This is a genomic window from Haemophilus sp. THUN1690, from assembly GCF_059704375.1.
The window spans coordinates 961,616-976,446 of sequence record NZ_AP046582.1; the positions used below are offsets into that span (position 1 = coordinate 961,616).

The following is a 14,831-nucleotide window of genomic DNA, read 5'->3' on the forward strand; positions in this document are numbered from 1 at the left end:
GGCAGTTTTTATTTATAACATATACACATTAAGGTTTAACTATGTCTCGCACGATTATCCTTATCCCTGTAAGCACAGGCGTGGGTTTAACTAGCATTAGTCTGGGATTAATCCATTCTCTTGAACAAAAAGGCGCAAAAGTTGGTTTTATGAAACCTGTTTCTCAACCAAGCACAGGTGAAGATAAACTGGATCGTACAACCTCTATCATTCGCACCAGCACTACCCTTGAAACGTCTGAACCGTTTATGTTAAGCGTTGCGGAATCATTGATTGGGCAAAATCAGTCTGATGTATTACTAGAAAAAATTGTGGCAAATCACCAACAATTAACTAAAAACAACGATATCGTTGTGGTTGAAGGCTTAATTCCCACAAGAAAACACGGTTACGCAAATAGCATCAACTATGAAATTGCACAAGCATTAGATGCAGAAATCGTATTAGTTGCAGCACCTGCAACTGAAACCCCAACTGAATTAAAAGATCGCGTAGAAGCAGCAGCCTCTCTATTTGGTGGTAAAAACAATCCGAATCTTTTAGGCGTAGTTGTAAACAAATTTAATGCACCCGTTGATGAATCTGGTCGTACACGCCCTGATCTTGCTGAAATCTTTGATTCGTTCCAACACAGCCATGCATGTGAAGCAGAAGTGAGCAAATTATTTGCAAATAGCTCAATCAAATTATTAGCTTGTGTGCCTTGGTCAGCAGATTTAATCGCAACACGTGCGATCGATTTAGTGAAATACTTAGGCGCATCAATTATCACTGAAGGAGATATTAACCGTCGTATCCGTGGTATCACTTTCTGTGCAAGAAGTTTACCAAATATGGTTGAGCATTTCCGTGCAGGTAGCTTATTAGTCGCTTCAGCAGATCGTCCAGATGTACTTGTTGCAGCCGCTCTCGCAGCGTCAAATGGTATTGAAATCGGCGGTCTCTTATTAACTGGCGGTTATAAAATTGATGCTCAAATCAATAAACTTTGCCAACCAGCTTTTGAAAAAGCAAAATTGCCAATCTTCCGTATTGAAGGTAACACCTGGCAAACAGCATTAAATTTACAAAACTTTAATCTTGAAGTGCCCGTTGATGATAAAGAGCGTATCGAAAACATCAAACAATACACTAGCCAACACTTTAATGGTGACTTTATCAATAACTTAGTTGCAGATTCTACTCGTTTACGTCGTTTATCCCCGCCAGCATTCCGTTTCCAATTGACTGAACTTGCTCGTGCTGCGAAAAAACGCATTGTGCTTCCTGAAGGTGATGAACCTCGTACAATCAAAGCTGCCGTACTTTGTGCAGAACGTGGCATTGCGGAATGTGTGCTTTTAGCAGATCCAGCATCTGTTCAACGTGTAGCTGAAGCACAAGGTGTTAAACTAGGTAAAGGCATTACAATCATTAACCCAGCAGATGTTCGTGAAAACTATGTTGCTCGTTTAGTTGAATTACGTAAAGCAAAAGGTATGACAGAAACTGCAGCTCGTGAACAATTAGAAGATACCGTAGTGCTTGGCACCATGATGTTAGAAGCAAATGAAGTAGATGGTTTAGTATCTGGAGCCGTTCACACGACTGCAAACACCATTCGTCCACCAATGCAAATCATCAAAACTGCACCGGGTAGTTCAATTGTTTCTTCTATCTTCTTTATGTTATTACCAGATCAAGTACTTGTTTACGGTGACTGTGCGGTAAACCCTGATCCTACAGCAGAACAACTTGCTGAAATCGCAATTCAATCTGCGGATTCTGCGAAAGCATTTGGTATTGATCCAAAAGTCGCAATGATTTCTTACTCAACAGGTACATCTGGTAGCGGTGCTGATGTAGAAAAAGTGAAAGAAGCAACTCGTATTGCAAAAGAAAAACGCCCTGATTTATTAATCGATGGCCCATTACAATACGATGCGGCTGTGATGGAAGATGTGGCTCGCTCTAAAGCACCAAATTCACCAGTAGCAGGTAAAGCAACGGTATTCGTATTCCCTGACTTAAATACGGGTAACACGACTTACAAAGCAGTACAACGTTCTGCAGATTTAGTGTCTATTGGCCCAATGCTTCAAGGTATGCGCAAACCAGTCAATGACTTATCTCGCGGTGCCTTAGTTGATGATATTGTGTACACAATTGCCTTAACTGCAATTCAAGCGACACAATAGTTCAAGTAAAAACATAAAAGAAAATACCGCACTTTGCCCTAGGCAGTAAAAGTGCGGTATTTTTTATAACGTTTTTTACAAATCAACCAAAATCAAAATTGCGGCTTCACCGCCCCATTCTCTTGGCGCTTGATGTAATGCCCGCACTTTAGGATGTTGTACTAACCAACGTGGAATTTGCTTTTTCAAGGTAAAGGTGCCATAGCCCGTCATTATACTGGCACAATCAACATGCTCATTTTCACAAGCCAGTAAAAGTGCGGCTAATTCTTGCTTAGCTTGTTCACGGGTTAAACCGTGTAAATCTAAAAACAATTCTGGCGAAAAATCTCCACGACGAAGTTGTTTTAATAAATGGGAATCTTCCCCATCACGTAAATATTTTACAACACCATCATGCTCATTCAGTAACGGCTCATATTCATCAGAAAAATAGAACAATGTATCTTCTTTCGCTCGTAAGTCTTTCAATTCTATTTTTTTCTGATCACGTTTTTGGCGAGGAGCAACAAAAGTATCTTGTTTAATTGGCTTAATACCTTTGGTTTCCGCACGGAATAAATCAAATTCGTCTTGCATTTTTTCTCATTAATTTCAAATTTTGCGTATCATATCATAGTTCTACATTCTCATCTGTGGTATAACTACGCCAAATTTTCATACCGAATTTTATGCTAACTTTTCTACTCACTTTTATGGAGAAATGCGATGGAAACCTCACATAACCAAGAATTAGTTGCAACTATCTTGGAAGATAATGTTGCAAACGAACTGCAAACCATCCAAGATTTTCTGCGTTGGACGTATAGCATTCTCAATCGATCTGATATTTACTTCGGGCAAGGGCACGATAATCCTTGGGATGAAAGCCTGCAACTCGTTTTAAGTGGCTTACATTTACCCATTGATTTACCTACCGAATTATTTAACAGTCGATTAACCCCATCTGAAAAAGAAACCTTAGTTCAACTTGTATTAACCCGAATCGAACAACGCGTACCGGTGGCATATTTAACAAATAGTGCTTGGTTCTGTGGTCACGAATTTTATGTTGATGAACGAACTATTATTCCACGTTCTCCAATTAGTGCGTTAATTCAAGAGCGCTTTGAAGATTTAATTTCACAAGAACCAAATCATATTCTCGATCTATGCACAGGCAGCGGTTGTATTGCCATTGCTTGTGCTTATGCTTTCCCGAATGCGGAAGTAGATGCGGTAGATTTATCGGTTGATGCACTTAATGTCGCGGAGATCAATATTTCACGCCATCAATTAGAGCATCGCGTATTCCCTATTCAATCAAACTTATTTGAAAATATTTTAGGACAAAAATACGATCTTATCGTGACCAATCCACCTTATGTGGATGAAGAAGATCTCGCCGATATGCCAGAAGAATTCCATTTTGAACCAGAATTAGCCTTAGGTTCTGGCCATGATGGCTTAAACATTACCAAACAAATTTTAAAACAAGCGCCAGATTACTTAACCGAAAATGGCGTGTTGGTATGTGAAGTGGGCAATAGCATGGTGAGCTTAATTGAGCAATATCCAGATGTGCCATTTGAATGGGCAGAGCTTAAAAATGGCGGACTAGGCGTATTTGCTATTCAGCGTAAAGATTTAGTGAAATATCACGATCTGTTTTAATCTTTCAAGTGCGGTAAAATTTTAATATCAATTTCAACTACACTTATAAAATTCATGGCGCGCGTTATTCAACGCGTGCTTTTCTTTTTTATCATTTGACTCTATGAATTTACAAAAACTTTTACTTACTCGGCGTTTCTTTTCCACCCTTGCCTTTTTTTCTGTGCAAACGGTATTTCTGATTTATCTACAAAGTAAAGGATTGAGCAACAGCGAAATTGCCTTTTCCTTATCACTACTCTTTTTCTCAAACCAAGCCCTTTCCATTCTTGCTGGTATTTGGGGCGATCGTTATGGTTTAGCCAAAATGATGTTACTCGGCTGTTTTTTAGATGTGATAGCTTATATTTTCTTTCTCGCAGCAGATAATTATTTATTACTTCTTATTGCGACCACTTGTTTTGGTTTAGGTAGTTGCTTATTTGGAACCAACGCCAAAGCCTGTTTGCTTGTGCTGGCTGGGGATGAATACAAAGAAAAAACTCGCTTGCAAGGGAAATATCTAAAAGTGACCTCCATGTCATCCATGTTTGCGCCGCTTTTAGTCATCCCATTTATTAAATACGAACATATCGACTTGCTCATTTGGGTCTGCTTTTCAATGGAAGCCGTATTATTCGCCTTAATGGTGAAGCCTTTCTATCAAATTCAAACCTTACAAACGTTGGTGAAATTTCGTTTTACTCAAATTAAAGAAATTATTACAAAAGAATTTCTCATGGTGCATTTAATGCTCTTTTTACCTCTTGCCATTGCGAGCTCTTTCTTTGTCATTTTCCCATTTTTATTTAACAATAAACTTGGCATGCCTGAACATTCGCCGATAGCATTATTTGGCAATGGCTTACTCACCGTGCTATTACAAAGCTATTTTTCCAGAAAAATTAATTTAACAATCAAACAAGCCGCATGGGTTGCCCCTCTGTTGGCTATTGGAATTATCGTGCCTTGGTTTATCACCTTACGTTATCTTTCCGTATTTTCAGCCTATGCCTATCTTGTCATTTTTACCGTCATTGAAGTGTATGCCCTCACGGCGATGGCAAACTTATTAGTGAAATTTGATAATGGCACCAATCGTGGCTTTATTTTTGGCGCATCAAGATTATTACTTTCTATCGCGACAGTCGGTGTGATGAACCTTGTTCCAGTTCTCTTTTTGATATGAAAAAGTGCGGTTGAAATTCTTATTAAATTTCAACCGCACTTCATTAATACATTGTTATTTTGTTTCTAATTCAATGCCTTCAAATAATTTTTTCACTGAATTGTTATCACGCAAACGCTCCGCTTTTTCTACGACACTACGAGTTAAGTGTGGTGAAAAATATTCCATGAAATCGTACATATAATTACGTAAGAACGTGCTATGTTTAAATGCAATATTCGTCATACTCGGGCGGAACAAATGACTGGCATCAATCGCCACAAGATCTGTATCTGATGGCGTATAAGCCATAGATGCCATAATGCCCACCCCTAAGCCTAAGCGTACATAAGTCTTAATGATATCAGCATCAGTAGCCGTAAAGACTATATTCGGCAAAATGCCTGCGCTATTAAATGCGTAATCTAAATCAGAAACCCCTGTAAAACCAAACGTGTAGGTCACGAGTGGATATTTACCTAATTCCTCAATCGTCAATTCTTTCACTTTGGCAAGAGGATGTTCTGGCGTAACAATCACTGCACGATTCCACCAATAGCATGGAATCTGAACCAAATCATCAAATAAATAAGGCGCTTCGGTAGTAATCGCCAAATCTACTTCGCCTGACATTAATGCATCATGAATTTGTGTTGGCGAACCTTGGTGAATATGCAAACTCACATCAGGATATTTTTTAGAAAAACGTTCAATCACGCTTGGCAGCATATAACGTGCCTGAGTATTTGTCGTCGCAATACGTAATACACCGTGATTCGGCTGAGTATATTCATCCGCAACAGCACGGATACCTTGCGCTTTAACAAGTAACTCACGTGCAATCGAAATAATCTTTTTCCCTGCTGGCGTAATTGATTTTATATGCTTGCCATGACGTTCAAAAATTTCTAGACCTAATTCATCTTCCAGCAACCGCACTTGCTTACTAATTCCAGGCTGTGATGTATAAAGCGCATTAGCCGCTTCAGTTACATTTAAATTATGGTTAGCAATTTCAACAATATACCGCAGTTGCTGCATTTTCATAAAAAAAGTCCTTATTTTTTATAACGTTTGCTCAGTTCAGAATAACGTTTTACCGCTTTACGAATTTGTCCAGATTTTGGACGACGACGTGGCTGTGTAACATCTAATTTCGTTTCGGTTTCAGCCGGTAATCCCACAAGTTCACGCAAGTAGTTGACGCTTTCAAGATCCATTTCTTCCCAGCCACCACGAGGCAAACCTTTCATCAGTTTGATATTGCCGTAACGAATACGAATCAATCGGCTAACTTGAATCCCTTGGGATTCCCACAAACGGCGAACCTCACGGTTACGTCCTTCCATCAAGGTTACGTCATACCATTGGTTAATACCCACACCGCCTGTAAATTTAATTTCTTTAAAGTTGGCAGGTCCATCTTCAAGCTGAACGCCTTTGCGTAAACGCGCTAACATCGCATCATCAACTTGACCAAATACTCGCACCGAATATTCACGTTCCACTTCACGGCTTGGGTGCATTAAGCGATTTGCTAATTCACCATCAGTAGTGAAAAGCAATAAACCTGATGTATTAATATCTAAACGCCCCACCGCAATCCAACGAGAACCTGTTAAACGTGGCAAACGATCAAACACTGTGGCACGCCCTTCTGGGTCGCTACGAGTACAAAGTTCACCTTCAGGTTTGTAATACATTAACACGCGGCAAATTTCTTTTTGTGCGTGGCTAAGATTAATAATTTGACCATCAATACGCACTTTCACGCCAGAATGTACGTCAATACGATCGCCTAAAGTCGCAATTTTACCCTCTACGCTCACTCTGCCTGCGGCAATCATTGTTTCAATTTCACGACGAGAGCCTTGTCCAGCACGCGCTAAAACTTTCTGTAATTTTTCACCCTCTACTTTAGGTTGATTCGAGGCTTTTACAACGGGTTTCGCTTTTGGCTTAGATAAAAATTTGTTGTCAGAATTAACCGCACTTTTTTTCGTATTTACCATTTCTACGCGAGCAGTACGAGACACTGAACGTCTATCATTTTTAGCTGAAAAATCACTTTTCTTTGCTGAATCTTTGGAAAAGTACGGTTGTCTTTGAGTTTGTTTTTGACTAGGTTTCATTGTTTTCCTTAAATAATGGAAAGGTCGCTTTCACAAGCGTCTATAAGTTAAATAAAAGGAGCAGTACATCCACTTCCTTCGCGCAAAATCACTGGCGATTCTTCCGTTAAATCCACCACTGTTGTAGGCTCTTGCCCTAAATATCCACCATGAATAATTAAATCAACTTGGTGCTCCAAACGATCTCGAATTTCCTCAGGATCAGATTGCGTGGTATGTTCTTCACCTGGCAACATTAACGAACAAGATAAAATCGGCTCATCTAAGGCTGAAAGTAAATCTAAAGCGATCTTATTATCTGGTACGCGTAAACCTATGGTTTTACGTTTTGATGTCATTAAACGGCGCGGTAATTCTTTCGTTGCAGTAAGAATAAAAGTATAACTCCCAGGCGTATTATTTTTAATCAAACGATACGCAGTATTGCTCACCGTTGCGTAAGTTGAAAGCTCCGATAAATCACTACACACCAACGTAAAATTATGTCCTTCAGGCAATTTACGAATCGCTACAATGCGATCCATTGCATGTTTATCGCCCATCATACAGCCCAAGGCATATCCAGAATCCGTCGGATACACAATCACACCGCCTTTTTGTAAAATCTCTACGGCTTGATTAATCAAGCGCGCTTGTGGATTTTCAGGGTGGATATAAAAAAATTGGCTCATCTGTTTCTTCCTTAAAAAGTGTGTGCTGATTATAGCAGTTTTGCGCTCACTTTATAATGGCAAATATATAAAAATAAAGGCGTAGAGAGTCAATCTACGCCTTATCAAACTAAAGTGCGGTTAATTTTATGAAATTATTTTAATATCTTTCTCAAGGCTGCACCAATTTCAGCGAGGCTTTTTACACAGGTCACACCTGCGGCCTCAAGCGCAGCAATTTTTTCTGCGGCAGTGCCTTTTCCGCCACTAATAATAGCCCCCGCATGTCCCATCCGTTTACCTTTTGGCGCAGTGATACCCGCAATATAGGCAACCACTGGTTTAGTGACCTTATCTTTAATGAAGGTTGCGGCTTCTTCCTCAGCGGAACCGCCGATCTCGCCAATCATCACAATGGCTTCTGTTTCGGGATCTTGTTGAAATCTTTCGAGAATATCAATAAAACTAGAGCCTGGAATGGGATCGCCACCGATACCCACACAAGTCGATTGACCAAAACCTTCATCTGTAGTTTGTTTTACCGCTTCATACGTTAAAGTACCAGAACGAGAAACAATCCCCACTTTGCCTTTTTTATGTATATGTCCCGGCATGATGCCTATTTTACATTCATCAGGTGTAATCACACCCGGGCAATTTGGCCCAATCATCACAACGCCTGTTTCATTTAATTTTTGTTTCACCTTAAGCATATCCAATGTAGGGATGCCCTCAGTAATGCAGACAATTAACTTAATCCCTGCATCAATAGCTTCAATTATGGCATCTTTACAAAATGGTGCTGGCACATAAATGACTGTCGCGGTTGCCCCCGTATTTTCGACAGCTTCACGAACTGTATTAAAAACAGGCAAACCAAGATGGGTAGTTCCACCTTTATTTGGCGATACGCCACCAACTAATTGCGTTCCGTAGGCTAATGCTTGTTCAGAATGAAAAGTCCCCTGTCCACCAGTAAAACCTTGGCAAATCACTTTCGTATTTTTATCAATTAAAATCGCCATTAGTGTTCTCCTTTTGCTGCATTCACGGCTAATTCTGCGGCTTGTTGTAAACTCTGTGCGGTAAGAATATTAACGTCGCTTTCCGCTAAAATTTGGCGACCTATTTCAGCATTAGTCCCTTCTAATCGTACAACCACAGGCACTCTCACGCCCACTTCATTTACTGCAGCAATCACGCCTTCAGCAATCAAATCACAACGAACAATGCCACCAAAAATATTCACTAAAATCACCTTCACTGAAGGATCGGTTAAAATGATTTTGAACGCTTCAGCAACCCGCTCTTTCGTTGTACCACCACCCACATCAAGAAAATTCGCAGGCTTACCACCATAGAGTTTCACAATATCCATGGTTCCCATTGCAAGCCCAGCCCCGTTTACCATACAACCAATATCGCCCTCTAAAGCCACATAGTTTAACTGGAATTTTTCAGCTTCTGCTTCACGAGCATCATTTTGAGTTAAATCTTGCAGTGCTAAGAGATCTTTATGGCGAAATAAAGCGTTATCATCAACAGATATTTTGGCGTCTAGACAAACCAAATTGCCTTGTTTAGTCAGAACAAGTGGATTAACTTCCACTAAAGATAAATCTTTTTCTAAAAACAAACGAGACAATCCCATAAAGATATCGGTAAACTGTTTGTTTTGCGTACCACTTAACCCTAATTTAAACGCCAATTCACGGCCTTGATAAGGCAATCCTCCAAATAAAGGATCAATGGTGACTTTGTGGAGTAAGTGCGGTGAATTTTGCGCGACTTCTTCAATATCCATACCACCCGCAGGAGAAGCAATAAACACCACTTTTTGAGAGGCGCGATCAACAACCGCACTTAAGTAAAATTCTTTATCAATATCGCAAGTTTCTTCAAAATAAATCTGGTTTACTGGCTGACCCGATTTATCCGTTTGAAAAGTGACTAAACGTTGTCCTAGCCATTTTTCTGAAAAAGATCTTGCTTCCTCTACATCGTGCACTAATTTAACGCCACCCGCTTTACCACGCCCACCCGCATGAACTTGGCATTTCGCTGCCCACTTATCGCCTGAAAGTTGAGCCAGTACCAAATCTACTTCATCAACAGATTGACAGACCGCCCCATTTTTTACGGGTAATCCATAATGCTCAAATAGTTGTTTTGCTTGGTATTCGTGTAAATTCATTCGCGACGTCCTTTTTGGTTATGAAAACAATTCACTCAAGATTTTAATGCTATATGTACCGTGATTTCTTCACGATCGTGATATAAATGTTTTGCTTGAATCTCAAAATTCAAATTCTGCTCAGCCAACATCACAGCCAAGTTTTCTAAACATAATACAACTTCCTGATAACGTTTTTTCATGGGTAATTTTAAATTGAAGATCGTTTCTCGGCACCAACCATTCAACAACCATTTACCAATCAATAAAGAAATACGACTTGGTTGTTCCACCATATCACAGACTAACCAATCCACTTTTTTCCTTTTTGGGGGCTGAAATTTAAAACCATCTTCCGCACAATGTTCAATGCGCCCCGTATCATGCAAACTCGCAGCCATTTTTCCGTGATCAACTGCATAAACAAATAAACCTCGTTTGACTAGTTGATACGTCCAACCGCCAGGGCAAGCCCCTAAATCAACACCAATCATATTTTCATTTAAACGTTTATTCTCTTCTTTACGTGGAATAAAAGTCAAAATAGCTTCTTCCAGTTTTAACGTAGATCGACTCGGCGCATCTGCCGGAAATTTTAAACGAGGGATTCCCATAAAATGGGGGGAATGATTATCCACATAAGAATATCCGACATAACAGCAATTCGGTTTCACAAAAAAACAATGTAAAAATTGACCGCTCTTTTGAGTCGCTTTTGCCGAAAGCCAGCCTTGTTTTTTTAATGTCTGACGTAAAGGCACGGTAAATTTACGACAAAAAGTGGAAAGCTCCTTTGCTTCATTTGTGTCTGCAGTTTCGACAAAAAGCTCGCTAGATTGAGCAAAATTAATTTGTTGTGATAATTCTTCAAACGCCGCCACGATGGGACTAATACGATCAGCGGGATCTAAATCTTCCAATAAATCGGAAACCACAATCATCTGACGAGCAAAAATCAAACGATTAAAAGGAATGTCTCGGGCAAGGCGATTAGCCTCATCAGGTTGATAACATTCAAAAATGACATAGCCCGAATTATCTTGTACTCGAGCAAAACCAAATACACCTAAATTACTTGCTTGATCAGTGATCTCTGCGGCAACTTCTTTCTCAAAACCTGGGCGACAATATAATACGAGTTTATTCATTTTCTTCTTGTTTAATTGAGTTAATAATCCACTGACGGAATGCTTGAATTTTTTGATCATCAAGGCGATCAAGATGATTGACCACATAAAATGATTTCGGATCAGGTAAATTGGTTGGCAATACTACTTTTAATGAGCTATTTTCAATTTCTTGCAAGGCTAATAACCGATTAGCTAATACAATGCCTTGTCCATGAATAGCAGCCTGTAACGCCATAAATGTATGGCTAAATAACGGCCCTTGCTGAATATTTAAATCATCTAACTGTAAATGATTTGCCATCGCTTGCCAATTATCGCGCGTATGAATGTGAATTAATGTGTGTTTTTTTAAATCTTCAGGCTGAATAATTGGATTTTCGGCTAACAATTCAGGTGAGGCTAAAATCAATAAATTTTCTTCACCAAGACGATCCACTTGAAGATTCTGCCAATGTCCTAAACCATAATAAATGGCAAGATCAATTTCTTTATTTAACAAGCCTTCATCTTGATCCACGCCCGTTAAACGCACCTCAATTTGCGGATAAAGCTGATTAAATTCACTTAAATGTGGCACGAGCCATTGAATACCAAAAGTTTGTGGCACACTAATATTTAAATGCGGATCCGTTTTTAACGTTAATAATCGCTCTGTTGCTTCATTTAAGCGACGCAGAATTTTATTAATATCAACAAAATATGCTTTTCCAAGCTCTGTTAATTCTAAAGAACGATTCTTTCGCTTAAATAATTCAATTCCTAAGAACTCTTCTAATAATTTAATTTGATGACTAACTGCCGCTTGTGTGACACAAAGCTCATCTGCCGCTTTAGTAAAACTTAAATGGCGAGCAGCTGACTCAAAAGATTTTAGCGAATTCAATGGTGGCAAACGTTTATACATAAGTATTTCCATTCATAAAATTTTTGTCTATAATAGACAAGATTTAATTCGAATTAGTTTTTCTAATACTTCAAATAAAAAAACGTCATTTGTCCTTTCCTACCCTTTTCCTTACAATACAACCATACTTAATGATTGGTAATTCCTTACTAGTTAATGAGTTTCGGACTTAAGTATGATGTTGTGTTTGCATATAGTTCGGGTAACCGAACTTGAGTAACAAATATGTTACTCATTTACTTCCTGTATATTATTAAACCGATTTGGTTAAACGCTGCTCTCATTGAGTGGCGTTTTTTTCATCCCGATTTTAGCATAACTATATCTTTATTTCCTGCCCTGTTTCCAAAATTTCATTATTCCTTTTTAATTGGCTAAAAATTGCATAATTTCGAGAATTTATTATTTAAATCACCTCGGGAATGGTGTAGATTAAACGGTATTTCATTCAAAAAAATAATATTAAGGAAGCAAAATGAAAGACTTAGACTGGAATAACCTTGGTTTTAGTTATATTAAAACAGATTACCGTTTCATTGCTCACTGGAAAGATGGTAAATGGGACGAAGGCAAACTCACCACAGACAATACTTTACATATTCACGAAGGTTCTACCGCACTTCACTACGGTCAACAATGCTTTGAAGGCTTAAAAGCTTACCGCTGCAAAGACGGTTCAATCAACCTATTCCGTCCACAAGAAAATGCAAAACGCATGCAACATACTTCAGATCGTTTACTCATGCCACAAGTGCCCACTGAATTATTTATCCGTGCATGTAAAGAAGTGGTGAAAGCAAACGAAGAATGGGTCGGACCTTACGGCTCTGGCGCAACCTTATACTTACGTCCATTTTTAATTGGTGTGGGTGAAAATATCGGTGTGAAAGCTGCACCAGAATTTATTTTCTCTGTATTCTGCTGCCCAGTTGGTGCCTATTTCAAAGGTGGTTTAACACCATCTAACTTTATTACCACAGAATACGATCGTGCTGCACCAATGGGAACAGGCGGCGTAAAAGTGGGTGGTAACTACGCTGCAAGCCTTCTGCCACACGTATTAGCAGCAGAACAAGGTACGCCAGAACGTAAATTCGCTGATGCGATTTATTTAGATCCAAAAACTCACACTAAAATTGAAGAAGTCGGTGCGGCAAACTTCTTTGGGATCACAAAAGACAATAAATTCATCACACCAAAATCAGAATCTATTTTACCAAGTATCACCAAATACTCTCTTTTACATATCGCAAAAGAGCGTTTAGGTATGGAAGCAATTGAAGGCGATGTTTATATCGATCAGCTAGATCAATTTGCTGAAGCTGGCGCTTGTGGTACTGCAGCGGTTATTTCACCTGTTGGCGGAATCCAACATAAAGGCAAATTCCATGTGTTTTATTCTGAAACTGAAGTGGGTCCAGTAACACGTCGCCTTTATGAAGAGCTCACTGGTATCCAGTTCGGTGATATCGAAGCGCCTGAAGGCTGGATTGTGAAAGTAGAATAATTTCTACCAATAGAAAAACGAAAGTGCGGTTAAAAATCAACCGCACTTTTTTATTGATTCAATCCCCATTGGCGAGAATCTTTATCAAATTTAACACCTGAATGAGAGCCTTCTGCGCCGTTAAAATACACATCCTTATTTGCGCAAGCTGAAATAATCAATGCGCCGGCGATAATGAATAACCATTTTTTCATAAGTAAACCTTTTTGCTAAATTAAAAAACGTGCGAATTGTAGCACAACGACGCCACATCCCAACGAAATATTTTGCTTTCCTTGCCATCATTAACACCTTTCACCAAAGCCAAGTTTCCCTTCTTTGCTGATAAATTCGACTTATTGAACTATTAAAAAACGTAAGAAATTTAAACCGCACTTTAAATAAAATAAAAAATTTCTTATTTCCCCTTGATCGCTATAAATTTTTATATATAATGAATCCTGTTTTAGATACTAGATAGTAATTTAATAGTAATGAAACTTGGCTAGTGCATTCCCCCACTCCTTTCGCACTAGCCATTTTTTTTGGAATTTTGTACCATAACCCACCTGTTTCCAATCAACGAGCAATTATGAATAATCTCGAACTTGAACAACTCATTAATCAAAAACTTTCTTCTGATAAAATCAATGACTATGCGCCCAACGGCTTACAAGTCGAAGGTAAAACAGAAATCAAAAAAATCATTACTGGCGTAACAGCGAGTCAGGCTCTAATTGATTACGCAATCAGCCAAAATGCCGATGCGATTTTGGTTCATCACGGCTATTTTTGGAAAAGTGAAAACCCTTGTATTCGAGGAATGAAAGGCAAGCGAATTAAAGCCCTTTTAGTGAATGACATTAATTTATATGGCTATCATTTGCCATTAGATGTGCACCCAGAATTAGGCAACAATGCGCAATTAGCCAAACTGCTCAATATTGAAAATTTACAACCATTAGAAAAAGGCGCTGTGAGTATTCCTGTTTGGGGCGAATTAAAAGAACCGATGACAGGTAAAGACTTTGCAGAAAAAGTAGAAAAAGTGTTAAATCGAAAACCGTTAATTTGCATTGAAAACGGACCGCACTTAATCCGAAAAATTGGTATCTGCACTGGTGGCGGACAAGGTTATATTGATCTTGCTGCAGAACAATGCTGCGATGCTTTTATTACCGGTGAAGTGTCAGAACAAACGATTCATTCTGCCCGTGAGCAAGGATTACATTTCTTCTCTGCAGGCCATCACGCAACTGAACGATATGGCATCAAGGCATTAGGTGAATGGTTGGCGAAAGAATATGGCTTTGATGTAGAATTTAAAGATATAGATAATCCAGCGTAAAATACAAAAGTGCGGTAAAAATATTTCTTTT

Annotated in this window: 14 protein-coding genes; 5 read left to right on the forward strand and 9 right to left on the reverse strand. The window is 39.0% G+C overall.

Translation table 11 applies throughout. From position 1 onward, the window contains the following. Positions 1-41 precede the first annotated feature (41 nt). Entirely contained in the window at positions 42-2,177 is a 2,136-nt protein-coding gene (gene pta / locus AC6H22_RS04480; RefSeq protein WP_046952987.1) for a phosphate acetyltransferase, read from the forward strand. Positions 2,178-2,252: 75 nt separating this feature from the next. Here pta and smrB read toward each other — a convergent pair whose 3' ends face one another. Next, positions 2,253-2,756, reverse strand: a complete 504-nt coding sequence (gene smrB, locus AC6H22_RS04485) for an endonuclease SmrB (RefSeq protein WP_497515438.1) — start codon at positions 2,754-2,756, stop codon at positions 2,253-2,255. Positions 2,757-2,885: 129 nt separating this feature from the next. On the opposite strand from smrB, the gene prmB reads away from it, so the two are divergent. Next, a complete protein-coding gene (gene prmB, locus AC6H22_RS04490) occupies positions 2,886-3,830 on the forward strand; it encodes a 50S ribosomal protein L3 N(5)-glutamine methyltransferase (RefSeq protein WP_497515439.1) in 945 nt (314 codons plus the stop codon). A gap of 103 nt (positions 3,831-3,933) precedes the next feature. Next, entirely contained in the window at positions 3,934-4,998 is a 1,065-nt protein-coding gene (locus AC6H22_RS04495) for an MFS transporter (protein WP_497515440.1), read from the forward strand. Positions 4,999-5,052: 54 nt separating this feature from the next. Here the strand turns inward: AC6H22_RS04495 and cysB are convergent, their stop codons facing one another. From cysB to AC6H22_RS04530, 7 genes are all read right to left on the reverse strand, one after another. Further along, complete coding sequence (gene cysB, locus AC6H22_RS04500) at positions 5,053-6,024, reverse strand: HTH-type transcriptional regulator CysB (RefSeq protein WP_497515441.1); 972 nt, start codon at positions 6,022-6,024, stop codon at positions 5,053-5,055. Between the two features lie 11 nt (positions 6,025-6,035). Further along, positions 6,036-7,109 carry a 23S rRNA pseudouridine(2605) synthase RluB gene (gene rluB / locus AC6H22_RS04505; protein ID WP_118817039.1) on the reverse strand — a complete coding sequence of 358 codons (1,074 nt, stop codon included), beginning with the start codon at positions 7,107-7,109 and terminating at the stop codon, positions 6,036-6,038. 47 nt (positions 7,110-7,156) lie between these two features. Further along, entirely contained in the window at positions 7,157-7,780 is a 624-nt protein-coding gene (locus AC6H22_RS04510; protein WP_497515442.1) for an L-threonylcarbamoyladenylate synthase, read from the reverse strand. A gap of 134 nt (positions 7,781-7,914) precedes the next feature. Next, entirely contained in the window at positions 7,915-8,784 is an 870-nt protein-coding gene (sucD, locus tag AC6H22_RS04515) for a succinate--CoA ligase subunit alpha (protein ID WP_046952981.1), read from the reverse strand. Continuing rightward, a complete protein-coding gene (gene sucC / locus AC6H22_RS04520; RefSeq protein WP_046952980.1) occupies positions 8,784-9,953 on the reverse strand; it encodes an ADP-forming succinate--CoA ligase subunit beta in 1,170 nt (389 codons plus the stop codon). The genes sucD and sucC overlap by 1 nt, the downstream gene beginning before the upstream one ends. Positions 9,954-9,988: 35 nt before the next feature. Then, entirely contained in the window at positions 9,989-11,080 is a 1,092-nt protein-coding gene (gene rlmM / locus AC6H22_RS04525; protein ID WP_005626302.1) for a 23S rRNA (cytidine(2498)-2'-O)-methyltransferase RlmM, read from the reverse strand. Continuing rightward, a complete protein-coding gene (locus AC6H22_RS04530; RefSeq protein ID WP_005626304.1) occupies positions 11,073-11,966 on the reverse strand; it encodes a transcriptional regulator GcvA in 894 nt (297 codons plus the stop codon). The genes rlmM and AC6H22_RS04530 overlap by 8 nt, the downstream gene beginning before the upstream one ends. A gap of 475 nt (positions 11,967-12,441) precedes the next feature. Between AC6H22_RS04530 and AC6H22_RS04535 the strand changes: the two genes are divergently transcribed. Continuing rightward, entirely contained in the window at positions 12,442-13,473 is a 1,032-nt protein-coding gene (locus AC6H22_RS04535; protein WP_005646627.1) for a branched-chain amino acid aminotransferase, read from the forward strand. A 50-nt stretch (positions 13,474-13,523) separates the two neighbouring features. Here the strand turns inward: AC6H22_RS04535 and AC6H22_RS04540 are convergent, their stop codons facing one another. Further along, on the reverse strand, positions 13,524-13,667 hold the full coding sequence (locus tag AC6H22_RS04540) for a hypothetical protein (protein WP_005630689.1): 144 nt from the start codon (positions 13,665-13,667) through the stop codon (positions 13,524-13,526). A gap of 377 nt (positions 13,668-14,044) precedes the next feature. Between AC6H22_RS04540 and AC6H22_RS04545 the strand changes: the two genes are divergently transcribed. Further along, positions 14,045-14,800: a Nif3-like dinuclear metal center hexameric protein gene (locus tag AC6H22_RS04545; protein ID WP_118817040.1), complete on the forward strand. Its 756-nt coding sequence runs from the start codon at positions 14,045-14,047 to the stop codon at positions 14,798-14,800. Positions 14,801-14,831: the final 31 nt, after the last annotated feature.